18 protein-coding genes are annotated in these 12,624 nt (G+C 71.2%); 9 read left to right on the top strand and 9 right to left on the bottom strand.

Going from position 1 to position 12,624, the window contains the following annotated elements:
- Nucleotides 1-41: 41 nt before the first annotated feature.
- A complete protein-coding gene (locus CHC11_RS04575; protein ID WP_218825940.1) occupies nucleotides 42-1,388 on the bottom strand; it encodes a tyrosine-type recombinase/integrase in 1,347 nt (448 codons plus the stop codon).
- On the bottom strand, nucleotides 1,385-1,960 hold the full coding sequence (locus CHC11_RS04570) for a hypothetical protein (RefSeq protein WP_089310347.1): 576 nt from the start codon (nucleotides 1,958-1,960) through the stop codon (nucleotides 1,385-1,387). The genes CHC11_RS04575 and CHC11_RS04570 overlap by 4 nt, the downstream gene beginning before the upstream one ends.
- A gap of 166 nt (nucleotides 1,961-2,126) precedes the next feature.
- Between CHC11_RS04570 and CHC11_RS04565 the strand changes: the two genes are divergently transcribed.
- From CHC11_RS04565 to CHC11_RS04545, 6 genes are all read left to right on the top strand, one after another.
- Nucleotides 2,127-2,324 (top strand): helix-turn-helix domain-containing protein, encoded by a 198-nt coding sequence (locus CHC11_RS04565; RefSeq protein WP_089310346.1) that lies wholly within the window; start codon nucleotides 2,127-2,129, stop codon nucleotides 2,322-2,324.
- Between the two features lies 1 nt (nucleotide 2,325).
- Nucleotides 2,326-2,769: a FliH/SctL family protein gene (locus CHC11_RS42410; protein ID WP_245918745.1), complete on the top strand. Its 444-nt coding sequence runs from the start codon at nucleotides 2,326-2,328 to the stop codon at nucleotides 2,767-2,769.
- Nucleotides 2,766-4,061 carry a DUF3631 domain-containing protein gene (locus CHC11_RS04560; RefSeq protein WP_245918742.1) on the top strand — a complete coding sequence of 432 codons (1,296 nt, stop codon included), beginning with the start codon at nucleotides 2,766-2,768 and terminating at the stop codon, nucleotides 4,059-4,061. The genes CHC11_RS42410 and CHC11_RS04560 overlap by 4 nt, the downstream gene beginning before the upstream one ends.
- The gene (locus tag CHC11_RS04555; RefSeq protein ID WP_089310344.1) at nucleotides 4,058-4,405 is read left to right on the top strand and encodes a hypothetical protein; all 348 of its coding nucleotides are present in this window, start codon (nucleotides 4,058-4,060) and stop codon (nucleotides 4,403-4,405) included. Before CHC11_RS04560 ends, CHC11_RS04555 begins: the two co-directional genes overlap by 4 nt.
- A 62-nt stretch (nucleotides 4,406-4,467) precedes the next feature.
- Nucleotides 4,468-5,400, top strand: coding sequence for a hypothetical protein (locus CHC11_RS04550; protein WP_089310343.1), 933 nt, complete (start codon nucleotides 4,468-4,470; stop codon nucleotides 5,398-5,400).
- A gap of 11 nt (nucleotides 5,401-5,411) precedes the next feature.
- Nucleotides 5,412-5,657, top strand: coding sequence for a hypothetical protein (locus CHC11_RS04545; RefSeq protein ID WP_089310342.1), 246 nt, complete (start codon nucleotides 5,412-5,414; stop codon nucleotides 5,655-5,657).
- A gap of 322 nt (nucleotides 5,658-5,979) precedes the next feature.
- Here CHC11_RS04545 and CHC11_RS04540 read toward each other — a convergent pair whose 3' ends face one another.
- Nucleotides 5,980-6,186, bottom strand: coding sequence for a hypothetical protein (locus CHC11_RS04540; protein ID WP_143226920.1), 207 nt, complete (start codon nucleotides 6,184-6,186; stop codon nucleotides 5,980-5,982).
- Nucleotides 6,179-6,517, bottom strand: coding sequence for a hypothetical protein (locus CHC11_RS04535; RefSeq protein WP_143226919.1), 339 nt, complete (start codon nucleotides 6,515-6,517; stop codon nucleotides 6,179-6,181). Before CHC11_RS04535 ends, CHC11_RS04540 begins: the two co-directional genes overlap by 8 nt.
- 78 nt (nucleotides 6,518-6,595) lie before the next feature.
- Between CHC11_RS04535 and CHC11_RS04530 the strand changes: the two genes are divergently transcribed.
- Entirely contained in the window at nucleotides 6,596-6,829 is a 234-nt protein-coding gene (locus CHC11_RS04530) for a GntR family transcriptional regulator (RefSeq protein ID WP_089310339.1), read from the top strand.
- A 178-nt stretch (nucleotides 6,830-7,007) separates the two neighbouring features.
- Here CHC11_RS04530 and CHC11_RS04525 read toward each other — a convergent pair whose 3' ends face one another.
- The 5 genes from CHC11_RS04525 to CHC11_RS04505 form a co-directional block, all read right to left on the bottom strand.
- Entirely contained in the window at nucleotides 7,008-9,194 is a 2,187-nt protein-coding gene (locus tag CHC11_RS04525) for an AAA family ATPase (protein ID WP_218825939.1), read from the bottom strand.
- Nucleotides 9,195-9,264: 70 nt separating this feature from the next.
- Entirely contained in the window at nucleotides 9,265-10,137 is an 873-nt protein-coding gene (locus tag CHC11_RS04520; RefSeq protein WP_089310337.1) for a DUF2637 domain-containing protein, read from the bottom strand.
- Nucleotides 10,134-10,592: a DUF1707 SHOCT-like domain-containing protein gene (locus CHC11_RS04515; RefSeq protein WP_089310336.1), complete on the bottom strand. Its 459-nt coding sequence runs from the start codon at nucleotides 10,590-10,592 to the stop codon at nucleotides 10,134-10,136. The genes CHC11_RS04520 and CHC11_RS04515 overlap by 4 nt, the downstream gene beginning before the upstream one ends.
- Entirely contained in the window at nucleotides 10,589-10,843 is a 255-nt protein-coding gene (locus CHC11_RS04510; RefSeq protein ID WP_089310335.1) for a hypothetical protein, read from the bottom strand. The genes CHC11_RS04515 and CHC11_RS04510 overlap by 4 nt, the downstream gene beginning before the upstream one ends.
- Nucleotides 10,844-10,918: 75 nt before the next feature.
- On the bottom strand, nucleotides 10,919-11,251 hold the full coding sequence (locus CHC11_RS04505) for a hypothetical protein (RefSeq protein ID WP_089310334.1): 333 nt from the start codon (nucleotides 11,249-11,251) through the stop codon (nucleotides 10,919-10,921).
- A gap of 185 nt (nucleotides 11,252-11,436) precedes the next feature.
- On the opposite strand from CHC11_RS04505, the gene CHC11_RS04500 reads away from it, so the two are divergent.
- The gene (locus tag CHC11_RS04500; protein WP_089310333.1) at nucleotides 11,437-11,679 is read left to right on the top strand and encodes a hypothetical protein; all 243 of its coding nucleotides are present in this window, start codon (nucleotides 11,437-11,439) and stop codon (nucleotides 11,677-11,679) included.
- Nucleotides 11,680-12,057: 378 nt separating this feature from the next.
- On the top strand, nucleotides 12,058-12,462 hold the full coding sequence (locus CHC11_RS04495) for a VOC family protein (protein WP_089310332.1): 405 nt from the start codon (nucleotides 12,058-12,060) through the stop codon (nucleotides 12,460-12,462).
- Nucleotides 12,463-12,624: the final 162 nt, after the last annotated feature.

The raw sequence follows: 12,624 nt of genomic DNA, 5'->3' as shown, positions 1-12,624 counted from the left end.
AGTCGTTCCGGTTGCAGTTTGTGTTGCAGTTCCGGTTCTGATCATGGCGCGGACACCCCCCACAGAGCGCCGCCCATCCGGCGCATCCCGTCCTCCGCCATCGGCGTGGCCACGTGGGTGTACCGCTCCGTCGTCCGCACGTCGGAGTGCCCGAGGATCTCTTGCACGGTCCGCACGTGGACGCCCATCTCGATCAGCAGCGTTCCGGCGGTGTGGCGCCCGTCGTGCACCCGCGCGTCCCGGACCTTCGCCGCGGCGAGGATGTCCTTCCAGTCGTCCCAGTCGCGGCGCGGGTCGATCGGCCGGCCGTTCGGCTGGCAGAACACAAGGTCGTGCTCTTCCCAGACGTTCGCCGCGGCGAGGCGCTCGCGCTTCTGCGCGGTCCGGTGAGCCTTGAGCACCTCCACCACTTCGGGCGGAAGCGGAACGGTCCGCTTGCTCTTGCCCTTGGGCTTGCGGAAGACCAGGCCGCCGCCGGTGCGCTTCGGGCACGTGGAGGCGTGCCGGTCGCATCCCTTGGGGCACAGCCGCGGCGCGTCCGCGGGCACGCACACGTGGGGCCGGCCGGACGTCCGCTTGGCCTTCGGGCACTTCTTCGGGCACGGCCGCCGGTGCTTGCCCTCAGTGCACGCCGCGACGTCCTCGCAACCGTGCTGCCACTTCTGGCGGACCAGCTGCCACCAGATCCGCGCGGACCCGCCCTCAAGGTCGAGGTACTTCCAGCGCAGGCCGATCGCCTCGCCCTGGCGCAACCCGAGCGCCAGGCCGATGGACCAGCGGGTGCCGTTGCGGCGCGTCTGAGCCGCGGCGAGGATGCGCCGCGCCTCCGCCCGCGTCAGCGGCTCGATCTCGCTGTCATTGGCCCCGGGCGCGTCCAGCAGCTTCGCCACGTTCCGGGACACCTTGTCCCGCCGCACCGCGAGCTCCAGCGCGCGGGACAGGATCCGGTGCACCTTGAGCACGTGCGAGGGCGCCTTACCGGCCGCGTACATCTTCGTGTAGAGCTTGTCCAAGTGCTCGGCCTGGAGGCGGTCAAGGCGGTGCTTGCCGAGGTTCGGGACGATCCAGTTCCGCACGTCCGAGCCGTAGGACTGGAGGGTGTTCGGCGCGACCTCCCGCGGCCAGATGTCCTCAAGGCACGTCGTGAACCACTCGCCCACGGTCGGTTTCCGGCCCGGCTTGTCGACCTTGCCCGCGTCCCGCTGCGCTTCGAGCTTCTGAACCTTCGCGGTGACCTCGGTCTCGGTCTTCCCGGTGCGGTGACGCCGGTCCGGGGACCCGTCGTCCCGGACGCCCATGGTCACCCAGCCGTGCCACTTCCCGTCGCTGCCCTGGTAGATCGAGGACCGGCCGTTGGGCTTGCGGGTGCCGTCGCTGCGCTCGCTCATCCGGCGCGCCCGCGCTTCTTCGCGGGTGGCAGCACACCGCGCCGCCGTGCCTCTCGGACCCAGCGGTGCACTGTCGGGACGGGCACACCGGCCTCTTCGGCCAGCACCTGCGCGGGCGCCGACTCGTCGAGAGCCTCGCGGTAAGCCTCAGCGACCAGTGCATAGAAGGCGTCCGGATCGGAGCCATCCGGGCGCTGTAGGCGTGGGCGCTCTCCCTTCACACCCCCTTGGACTGGAGGGACCTTGTCGCCGTCCGCCAACAGGAGTTCGTCCCCAACAGCGGTGAGGCGATGTTGCTCGCCAGTCTCGTTCGGTCCGGGCGCCGTCTCCAGCGGCCAGTCAGGCCGTTGATTGATCGCCATCTCCAGGCGGTCGAGAGGGATAGCCCGAAGCGCCTTCAGGTCTAGCTCGCCTCCAGCTACGTACAGGCGGTTGATCACGCGCCGGCCGTCGGTGCGCTCGGTGATCTGAGCTAGGACGGTCGGTGCGTCCTCATCAGCGGTGGCGGCGAGCGTCATGAGCCGTACCCAGGGGCCGCCGCCCCGGGGGTGGTCGATGTCAGCGATTCTCACCCGAACATCATGCGCCGACATCAGTTACGCGAGCAAGTGTCGTCGGCAGTGCGCGTATCTCGACGCACTTGCGCGTCCGGTGTGGATCCTGCTATTCCTGATGGCGGAGCGCGTAACGAACAGCAGTTGTGCGCGTAGGTGGTCATCCTTCTTCGGAGGCGCAGAGATGGACCCAATGCTCATTCCGTGGTGGCCGGACGCTGCCGAGGCGCTCGGCGGGATCGGTCGGACGACCACACATCAGCTCATCAAGTCGGGCGAACTGCCCAGCGTGACGATCGGCCGGCGCCGGTTCGTCCCCGTCGAGGGCATCAAGGACTATGTGGCGCGAAAGCAGCAGGAGCAGGGCGGAGAGGCCGCCTGACATGGCCACCAACGAGAACGCCCCCGGCGGCGAGACCGGGGGCGTGAAGGACGAGCAGCTGACCGGCGGCTACGTCGAGACAACGATACCCCGCCAGCACGTCGACGAGCTGCTCGCGCTCGCCACCGCCGCGGCGGAGATGGTCGACGACATCCAGGGGCAGCAGCGCCGGGAGTCGGCCGCGTTCGGGGAGGGCTACGCGCTCGGCCTCGCCGCCGGCGTCGACGTCGGCCGCGACCAGGCGGAGACGGACATGACCGAGGCATGGCGCCCCGTCGCCGAAAGCGTGCGGCGCCTCGGCCGGACGCTGACGTTCGAGGAGATCGAGCGTCGCCGCTGGGACGGCCGCCGCGAGGACTTCGGCTTGCCGAGGCCGGGCGACTACACGGGCGGGCCCGTGGACTGGGAGACCGGGCGACCGCTGGGACGGGGGACGGCCGCGTGACCGCAGCTCCCGGCGCCGTCCTGCTCGACCAGCTGCGCGCCGCGCTCGCCCAATACGTGATCCTGCCGTCCGCCGAGGCAGGGGACGCCGTGGCGCTGTGGATCGCTGCCACGCACGCACAACCGGCGTGGCAGCACGCGACCCGGCTCGTGATCACCGCGCCCGAGAAGCGGTGCGGCAAGTCCCGCCTGCTCGACATCGTCGAGACGACGTGCCATGACCCGCTGATCGCGGTGAACATCTCCCCGGCCGCGCTCGTCCGGTCCATCAGCCAGGACCCGCCCACGCTGCTGCTCGACGAGGCTGACACCTTCTTCGGCAAGAAGGCGGCCGACAACCACGAGGACTTGCGCGGCCTGATCAACGCCGGTCACCAACGCAACCGGCCCTACATCCGGTGGGATGCTGCGCTCCGCCAGCCTGAGCACTGCCCGACGTTCTCCATGGCCGCGCTCGCCGGCATTGGCTCGATGCCCGACACGATCGAGGACCGGGCCGTCATGGTGAAGATGCGCCGCCGCGGCCCCGGTGAGCGCGTCCAGCCGTTCCGCACCCGCCGAGACGCCCCTGCCCTGCACGAGTTGCGTGACTCCCTCACCGCGTGGATTCGCAGCCGGCTGGACGCGCTCACCGACGCCGAACCCGACATGCCGGTCGAGGACCGGGCCGCGGACAACTGGGAGCCCCTGATCGCTGTCGCCGATGCCGCCGGCGGCTCATGGCCCGACCGGGCCCGGACCGCGTGCCGGACGCTGACGAACGCGGCCGAGGAGGACACCACGCTCGGCGTGCGGCTGCTGGCCGACCTGCGCGAGGTGTTCGGCGATGCCGAGGCGCTGCACGGGGTCACGATCCTGGACGCGCTCTGCAAGCTCGACGAGGCGCCGTGGGCGGACTGGTACGGCCGCCCGTTCAGCGCCCGTGATCTGGCCAAGATGCTCAAGCCATACGGCGTCGCCTCGCTCGACGTCAAGGAAGGCGGCATCAACCGGAAGGGCTACCGCCGGGAGCACCTGTACGACGCATGGAGCCGCTATCTGCGTCCTGCGCAGGAGGGGACCGCTACCGCCGCTACTTCCGCTACTGCGCAGGTCAACGGCACGGCCGAGGTAGCGGGTAGCGGACAGCGAACGCTACCCGCTACCGCTACCCCCTCTCTGACCAGGGACGTAGCGGAAGTAGCGCGAGTAGCGGACACCCCCTGCTGTGAAGCGTGCGGGAGCCCGATGGACCCGAAGTTGGCGGGGGCCGGACAGACCACTCATCCCAACTGCGAAGGGAATCGATCATGACCAGCAACAAGCCCGCACCCGAATGCCCGGACCTGTTCCCGCACGTGTCCGTCCTGCGCTCGCCCGGCTCGCCGCTGGACGGCGAGGTCGTCATGTCGCCGCGCGTCATGGGCTTGCTCATCGCCCCGTCCGTCGAGGAGTTCACCGCGTTCTGGGACGAGCACGGCCAGGCCGTGAAGGACGGCATCAAGGCCGGGCGGCTGGAGTTCCCGAAGCACTGGCAGCGCTGGGCCCGCCGCCGGTCCAACGAGCTGCAGGCCCGCTACAACTCCACGAACGTCGTGGACATCCTGCGCGGCCTCCACCGCGACCACGGCCTCCTGCCGACCGGCGGCGAGCCGTGAGCGCCCACCATGCGCCCCCGCCCGCCGGGCGAGGAACAGACCCCCGACCCCTGGGAGAGACCATGCCGACCACCGAACGCGCCTCGGCCTACCGGACCGCGGTCGACGCCATCCCCGACTACCCCGACACGCTCCGGGCCGCCGAGCTCATCCGCGAGCGCGTCCAGCAGCTGCGCGACGACGTCCCCCGGGCGGGCGAGGCACAGCGCGCCCTGACCGCCAGGCTCGTCGCCGCCGCCCGCGCCGGCGAACTGCCCCCGCCCGAAGAACTCGCCCGGCAGGCGTGGGACGCCGAGCACGCCGGCGAGTCCACCGGCCCCCAGGTCCGCGCGCTGCTGGTCGCCGCCGAGTCGCTGGAGACCGACGCTGAGCGCCTTCTCCGCGCGGGCGCATCCCGGGCAATCGCCGTCCTCGCCGAGATGGTCGACGACACGCTCGACCGGGTCCGCGCACTGCTGCCCGACCTCGGCGACGTCCGGACCGCCGAGCAGTCCGTCAGCGCCCCGCCCGCCGGCCGAGAGGCGTACGCCACGCTGTGCGCGCTCGCCGACCAGTACGCCGACATCCGACGCGCGCACCGCGACCTGCTGCGCGCGTCCTGGCCCTCGGACGGGCCGCAGTGGAACGGCTCCCGCATCCTGCGGTTCTTCGCCGAGATCGGCAACCTCGACGACCTCTGGCCGTCATGGCAGACCGGCCACCAGGCGGCCAGCACCCCGGCGCCGTCCCTCAACCTCGGCGCGGCCGCGCTCGCCCCGCCGCCCTGGCCGTCGAGCGCCGACCTGATCGCCGGTCGATACGGGGTCGAGTACCTGCTGTGGGCCGTCGACAGCGAAGCGCAGATCTGGACGCCGACCGCCGAGCAGCTGCGCGAGAACTACGACCAGGCGACCGCCGCCGCCGGCAAGCGGGAGCGCCAGGCCGAACGCAGGAGCGGACGCAAGAGCACGCCCGACGAGGGATGGCACCGCGCGAACTTCGCCCCGCAGGGCTGAGGGAGGACACCATGCAGAACATCGACAAGGGCCGCCTGCTGTACGACCAGCGCAACGGCCGCGGCCCGTTCGACGAGACCGCGGTCAACACCGAGGCCGAGCGCATCGAGGGCAGCGGCATCGCCCGGGGCGGCACGCTCTACCGGGCCCGGCACGGCCAGGACGAGGACGGACGGGTCGCACGTCTCGCGCTCGGCCGCATCGAGGCGGGAAGCGACGAGCCGACAGAGGTCACGCCCGGCCCCCCGGCCGCATAGCCGCCGGCGCGTCCTGCGCTCGTGAGGTCCCGCAGGACGTGCCGGTTCCGCAGAGCCCCCGGCGGTTCTCAGGTCGCCGCCGGGGGCTCTCTGCGTGCCCTGGGACGGCGGTCAAGGGGCGGGGGGCGACCCTCCCCCCCGGGGGTCAGTTCACCGGGAGAATGCTGGGGCCGCCCCTCCGTACGGGTCTGGCCAGGTAGGGGCCCGGTGCCTCTCAGCGCGTCTCATGAGGCCGTACAGCCCCTATCGACCTCCCGGAACCCTCGAACGCGAGGGGTCGGCACCGCGCCACGTCTCCACTTAGGCCACGCATCACCGCAGGTCAACGGGCCTTATCGTTACATCGCTGCTCGCGCTCGGCACGTCGGGCCGCGCGCTCGATGATGTCGCCGCACGCCGCGACGACGTCGCCGTTCTCCTCCCGCGTCCCGTGCTCCGACTCCGTGACAACATCGTCGAGGAACAGCTCGTACGCGGCGAGCGCTTCGGGCAGGCCCGGCTCGTCGAGGTTGGGCCGACGCCTAGCCACGGCGACCACCGCCCGCCGCGCCGATCCGCTTCCGCACGTTGGTGGCGATGGTGAGAGCGGCGCCGGTCACGTCGTCCGCTTCGTTGATCGGGTTGCCGCCCCTGTCGAAGTACCACCAGCGACCGAAGTCGGTCACGCGCGGTCGGCAGGTGATCGTGTCGAGCACGGGGCCGGCGCCGACCTCGGACACGGTGAGCTGTGCGCCGTTGAGCGCGCAGACCAGGCCGCGGGCATCGAGCTTCGGTTTCAGGGCCGCGAGCCGTCCCATGGCGTACGCGCGTTGCTGTTCATCCATTCGGGTGGCCTCCCGGTTGCTGAACGTGGCGGCCACCCTACGCCTACTTGTCACATGACGTCACGTGGCGAAACGTGACGATAGGCATTGCCCCGTGCTGCCTACGGTCGAGATATGGGCGTTGATCTCGACGGGCCGGAACCGATGTACGAGCAGATCGCCGACGTGATCGCGGCTCGGATCGCCGATGGCACCTACCCGCCGCGCCGCCGCATCCCGTCCGAGGCCGGCCTCTGTGAGGAGTTCGGCGTGGCCCGTCCGACCGCCCGGTCCGCTATCCGCCTGCTCGTCGAGCGCGGACTCGTGGTCACCGTGCGCGGCAAGGGCTCGTACGTCGCTGAGGGCTGATCCGGCAACCCTGGTTGCCGAGACGGCAAAGAGCCCCGCCGATGTGCTCAATTGCGCACACCGTGCGGGGCCCTCGTGGGCGCAATTGCGCCCGTCCCAGCCACCCCCGAAACCCGAAACATCGCAGGTCAGTCCCGACACCACCCCCGAAACCGGTTTCGGGGGTGGTGAACTCGGGTCAGTCCTCGTCGAGGGCCGCGAGATCGTCCCAGCGGACGCCCTTCCCGCCGCCGCCGGCACCGCGCCGGTTGATCTGGCGGGTGGTCACGCCGTAGCGCTTGAGCGCGTTCGCGAGCATCGTCGCCGCCGCCGTCCGGGCCTCCTTCACCTGGGCCTCGTCCAGCCCCTCGGAGTCGGCGGGGACCCACTCGGCGTAGAGGTCGGGCCTGTACACCGCGAGGGCCTGGACGAGCGGCCACGAGTGCACCGCGTCCTCGCCCGCAGGCCACACCGCACGGAGGTGGTCGATCAGGGTCGTCTGGTCGGCGGCCTGGACGGTCTCGCCGGCGGCCTGCCCCGACAGCGTTCCGGCGGCGATGCGCAGCGCCAGGGCCCGCTTCCCGATCTCCTCCGCTTCGGTCTGCTTGATGAACGCGGCCCGGACCGTGAGGCCGTCACGGCCGCGCACCAGGATGCCCGTCCCCTGCTCGCTCGCGGAGATCTCCGTCGCGCGGAGCCCCCGCTCGTGCGCGCCGGTCCCCAAGACATTGTTGTTCGACCGCCAATCCATCACCGCCAGGCACAGGCGGGTCCCGACGCTGGACGAGACCGACGACGGCAGCGAGGGCGCGTCCGGGTTCTGGGTCAACAGGATGAGGATGATCCCGTACGCGCGGCCCTTCTTGATGAGCCGCGTGCACAGGTCGGCGGCCTCATCCTTGTAGTCGGGGTGGGTGAACAGCTCTTGCGCCTCGTCGACCACGATGACGCGCGGCCCAAGATCCTGCTCGGGGTACCGCTCGACCAGGGCGCGGGTGACCCGCCGTCCCTCTGGCGTCTGGGACGCGGGCAGGCCCTTGATGAACTCGGCGCGGCGCTTCTGCTCGACGATGCCGGCGCGCAACCCCTCCAGCGCGGCCTGGAGATCCTCGTCGTCGTCGCCGGACACGTACCGGTGACACACCGCCTGGACGGAGTGCAGGTCACCGGAGCCTTTCAGCTCGAACACGTGGAGCTTGGCGGTGGGGTCGAGCGCGCAGGCCAGCACGATCGCCAGCGCGCACGACGTCTTCCCGCTGCCCGGGATGCCCCCGACGAGCAGGTTGGAGTACATCAGGGTGATCGTGACGAGGTTGCCGCGCGGGTCGAACCCGAACGGCAGCGCCCCGAACACGTCGGCCTGGCCGTCGCGCATGAGCGGCCACAGCTTGCGCGGCGACTTCGCCGGGTCCTCCCGGGCGACCCACAGCACCAGCCGCCCCGGGTGCGCGGCCCGGTCGCCCTCGGGCCACACGGTGGAGATCGGCCGGCGCATCGCCGCGGCGAGGTCCTCGCGCTTGTCCAGCACCTTCGCCGCGGTGGTCGAGCGGGGAAGGTCGAGCTCGGCGCGCCAGCCGGGCCCGTCGACCTGGATCGGCGCGGTGAAGTCCACCCTCCCCTTGATGCCGATCGCCTCAAGCGCCGTCTCGATCTCGCTGGAGTCCAAACGGCGCTGCAGGTGCACGGCAACGTACCGGGTGACGATCGGCCGGTCCGGGTCCTTACCGACCCATCCCAGCACCGACAACGCGACCGCGCCGGCCGCCGTGAGCGCCCACCCGGGCAGCAGCACAGCGGCGAGCGTGACGAGCAGGACGGCCGGGACGGCGACGACGAGGGACAGCCGCCGGCGGGGCCCGGTCCGGCGGGACTGCACGGTGATGAACCGCGTCCAGGTGTCGGGGTCCGACAGCGCCGCTTTCGCTTCCACCGGGCGCGCGTCGGCGTCGGTGACCCAACGCCACCAGGCGCGGCCGGCGCGGGTCGTGCCGCGCGGGGCGCCCGCCCACAGCCGCAGCGTGTACAGCGGCGCCCGGACGCTGTGGAAGGCGGCCTCCTGGCCGTACCACCGGGCGACGAACCATGCCGAGTCGGTGAGCTGGCTACGGTCACGCAGCCACACCGGGAACACCTGCGGGGCGGCGTCGAGACGGCCGCGCCGCTCGGCGATCCACCCGACGCCGGGCCCGTTGTCGGGCTGGTCGACGGGCTCGGCGACGACGGCCTGGCCCTGGATCTCCTCGACGTCGAGCAGCTCGACCGGGTCGACGGGGCGAGCCCCGGCCGGCGGCTTGTCCAGCAGGACGGGCCGCGGCTGTTGGCCGGCGGGTACGTACGTCCGGGTCTGGCCGGTCGGCCACGCGTGGCCGTTCATGCTTTCGGGCATCCTTGTGGTTCCTCCTGTGAGGACCGGGCCCCGGGGGTGCTGTTGGAGGCGTGTCCCGGGGCCCGGCCAGCTAGTGAGTTGCGGCGACCGGCTGGCCGGTCGCACCGAGGGCCGCGGCGGCCTCCGCGGCGAGGATGATGTAGACGCGCTTGGCCTTCGGGTGCCCGATCCGCAGCTCTCGCCGGAGTCGGCGGACTGAGGGGACGGCACCGGTCGCGAGCACCTCGGCGAACCGGTCGCGGGCGGTCGCGACCACCTCGGCGAGGCCGGGATCGGGCTCCGACTTAAGAGGCAAATTTGCCTCTTTCCCCGGCCCATCGTCCGGCGCCTCCGTGAGCGCAGGCACGGGGGTGTCGCGAGAGGGCTCGATCTCTTCCCACAGCGCGTACCCGTCCGGGCCCTCACCAGCGGACCCGAGGTCCGGGAGTGGCCACCAGGACGGCGTGGCGACGGCCGTTGCGACCCCCTCGAAGGGGGCCGCAAACTCGGGGACGGGACCGGTGGTCGCGACCGGCGCTCGCGCGATCAGCCGGTGAACGGTCCGCAGCAGGACGAGCAGGCCCATCATCGACGCCACCGGGGCGACGGCCGCGGTCATCTGCTGCGTCCCGCCGTCGACAGCGCCGATATTGAACGCCAGGGACACGCCCCACCCGGCGGACGCGAGCCCGAACGGCAACGCCATGTCCGCCCACGCCAGCGCCTGCCGGGTCAGCCGGTGCCCTTCGAGCGCCAGGGCGAACAGGCCCAACTCACCGATCAGGATGAACAGGTCGACCAGCAGGGGGAAGCTGTCCGCCTTCCACCCCTTGACGCCCTGCTCGATGGCCCACTTGTGCAGTCCGGCGTATGACTGCGCGAACCCGTCCCCGGTGACGACCAGGACGAACAGGCCCATGAGGGCGACCGATGTCAGGTGAGCGATTCTCGTCGTGCGGTTCATCGGCCGGTCCCTTCCATCGGCAGGCCCTTCACGGCCGGGGCGAGTTCGAGCACGGTCTTGGCCGACAGCGCCACCGCGAGCCGGTCCTGCAGCTCGGCGACGTCCAGGCGCCCGGCCGCGAAGTGCTCCTGCAGCGCGTCGGCCACGATGGTGCGTTCGTCGTCGCCGAGGCGGTCCCCGTTGCGGAACTGGTGGAGGACGTCGTCAACGGTGCGGCGCCGGGGTCGCACGGCCCGGTGAGCCTCGGTCGCGGCGCGCAGCCGGTCGGCGTGACGCCGGCCCGACCACAGGCACCCGAACCACACCGCGCCGACCGTGGAACCCAGTGCCCACGCCGCGGCGAGGGCGGGGTGCGCGGCCAGGAACTCGAACGTGCCGAAGCCGACCAGGACGACGCCCAGCAGGCACAGGACGCTGAGCACGGCCTCCATGGCCTCGCGGTCCCGGCGGTTCATCGCGCCGCCCGCACGATGAGGCCGGCGACGACCGCGACCACCTCGGGCTCCCAGACGGTGAGCCACTCCAGGATGCGGAGGTCGTACGCGCCCAGCTCGACGCCGGCGGCCTCGCACGCATCGGTGAGGCGGCCCCGGTTGAACGCCTTCATGTGGCCGGCGCCCGGGTGCCCGTAGGCGTCGCGGGTCGTGTCGGCCGCCTGGTTTTCGGTCTCGTACGGGCCGACGTCGGCCGGTAGGTTCGTGCTCACGGTTCGGACCTCCTGAATCCGGATCGAGGTCCCCGCCGGGCGGTAGCGTCGCCTCGGCGGGGACCGCTGTGTCTGCTACTTGCTGTCGAGCGCCTCGACCAGGTCGACGCAGCGCGCGATGGTCCTGCTGGTCTCGCGCAGGGCCCGGTCGAACTCCTCCTCGTCGCCGTTCCGGCACGCCGCGGCGAACGCGCGGTTCGCCTCGGCCGCCTCGCGGACTGCGAGCCCGAGGTCGACCTCGATCCCGTCGTACAGCTCGGCCTCCAGCCGGGCCGCGAGGTCGTCGGCGCGCTGCGCGAGGTCGCCGCGCCGCCGCGCCATGTCGCGGACGTCGTCCGGCTCGCCGCCGGGCCACTGCCCGGGGATGCTCGCCTTCGGGTCCCCGCTGACGTCAGTAAGGTCGTGCATGGGTCAGACCTCCTTGTCTGATCAAGGGCCCGGCCAGCGGCGCAATCGCTGTGTCCGGGCCCGCCTGCGTGTCAGCGGGGGGACTTCGTAAAACTTGGTAGCTACAGAGTAAGCAGAAAGCTGGTAGCTACACAAGTCCTGTGCGAAGATTCTCCGTAGCTACACGACATGCGGAGGAGTGCTCCATGGCCGAGAAGTCCGGCAGGACCCCGACCAGACCCATCCGGGTCCCCATCCCGATGTGGGATGCCTATGGCCGCGTGTGCCGGCGGCTCGACACCGACCGCACGCCTGATCTGCTCGACCACATGCGTGCGCGGATCCGCGAGCACGGCGACGAGCAAGACCTCCTCGACCTGGAGGCAGCCGAGCGGGAGCTTGCCGAGCGGCGGGGACGTAAGGGCGGCCGACCGCCGAAGGAGGGGTGACCAGGGTTGCAGTTCGTGTTGCAGTTTGCCCGCGATCATCAAGGTTCGGCGAAGTCCGGAAACCACTACTGACCAGCGATAACGAACTTCGGTACACCACCGCGAACTCTTGTCAAGGGCTCTCGTAATGAATAGGTCATCGGTTCGATTCCGATAGGCGGCTCCACCTCAAAGGCCCCTTCCGATTTCGGGAGGGGCCCTTTGTGCTGGCGGGGCCCGAGGGAGAGGGGCGGGTTTGGTGCGGTTGTGGCCGCCGCCGGACTGGGCTTGTGGCGCCCTTTGGCCGTGTTCCAGCGGGGTGGGGGGGCTTGCCCTGGTGTTGGACGGGGTCGCCCGTGGGCGTGGTGCGGTTGTCCGGGGCGCATTAGTCTGCCGCGCATGCGCATGCTGCACCTCGGGCTGCGGGTCACCGACCTGGAACGCTCGCTCGCCTTCTACACCGCGCTCGGGTACGCCAAGCTGGGCAGCGTTCCCGAAACGGGGTTCGGCAGCCTCACCATGCTCCAACTGCCTGACGATCCGTTCGTCAGCCTTGAACTCGTGCACGATCCCGCGAGACCGGTCGAGGACACCAGCGCCGTCGACCACCTCGTCGTCCAGGTGGACGATCTCGATGCCGCGATCGCCGATCTGGAGGCCAAGGGCGTCAGGGCCGAGCCGCCGGGTGAACCGGGGCCGGGGCTCCGGACATCATGGCTGACCGACCCCGACGGCTACCGAATCGAGCTCGTGCAGTGGCCGCCCGGCCATCCGGCAGGCATGACGAAAGCCGACTTCGTCTGATGAGGCTGCACCTCGGGAGTCGAAGTTGAGACCAGACCTCGTCTCGTGGCTGATGACGGACCGGTTCTAGCCTCGATTTTTCGTGAGGTCGGTTGGGTCGCGGAGCGACCCAACCGGCTCTTGGTTTTCGGCGTCGGGTCAGCCGTTGGGCCCGACTGTCGC

The sequence above is a fragment of the Actinomadura mexicana genome (assembly GCF_900188105.1).
Taxonomy (GTDB): Bacteria; Actinomycetota; Actinomycetes; order Streptosporangiales; family Streptosporangiaceae; genus Spirillospora; species Spirillospora mexicana.
The sequence above is the reverse complement of the archived record's forward strand: the minus strand, read 5'-3'. Positions and strand labels throughout refer to the sequence as shown.

Bases quoted from the DNA above. Each gene is read 5' to 3' on its own strand.
- CHC11_RS04575 (WP_218825940.1), bottom strand. From the start codon at position 1,388: ATGAGCGAGCGCAGCGACGGCACCCGCAAGCCCAACGGCCGGTCCTCG.
- CHC11_RS04565 (WP_089310346.1), top strand. From the start codon at position 2,127: ATGGACCCAATGCTCATTCCGTGGTGGCCGGACGCTGCCGAGGCGCTC.
- CHC11_RS42410 (WP_245918745.1), top strand. From the start codon at position 2,326: ATGGCCACCAACGAGAACGCCCCCGGCGGCGAGACCGGGGGCGTGAAG.
- CHC11_RS04555 (WP_089310344.1), top strand. From the start codon at position 4,058: ATGACCAGCAACAAGCCCGCACCCGAATGCCCGGACCTGTTCCCGCAC.
- CHC11_RS04550 (WP_089310343.1), top strand. From the start codon at position 4,468: ATGCCGACCACCGAACGCGCCTCGGCCTACCGGACCGCGGTCGACGCC.
- CHC11_RS04545 (WP_089310342.1), top strand. From the start codon at position 5,412: ATGCAGAACATCGACAAGGGCCGCCTGCTGTACGACCAGCGCAACGGC.
- CHC11_RS04530 (WP_089310339.1), top strand. From the start codon at position 6,596: ATGGGCGTTGATCTCGACGGGCCGGAACCGATGTACGAGCAGATCGCC.
- CHC11_RS04525 (WP_218825939.1), bottom strand. From the start codon at position 9,194: ATGCCCGAAAGCATGAACGGCCACGCGTGGCCGACCGGCCAGACCCGG.
- CHC11_RS04520 (WP_089310337.1), bottom strand. From the start codon at position 10,137: ATGAACCGCACGACGAGAATCGCTCACCTGACATCGGTCGCCCTCATG.
- CHC11_RS04515 (WP_089310336.1), bottom strand. From the start codon at position 10,592: ATGAACCGCCGGGACCGCGAGGCCATGGAGGCCGTGCTCAGCGTCCTG.
- CHC11_RS04505 (WP_089310334.1), bottom strand. From the start codon at position 11,251: ATGCACGACCTTACTGACGTCAGCGGGGACCCGAAGGCGAGCATCCCC.
- CHC11_RS04500 (WP_089310333.1), top strand. From the start codon at position 11,437: ATGGCCGAGAAGTCCGGCAGGACCCCGACCAGACCCATCCGGGTCCCC.
- CHC11_RS04495 (WP_089310332.1), top strand. From the start codon at position 12,058: ATGCGCATGCTGCACCTCGGGCTGCGGGTCACCGACCTGGAACGCTCG.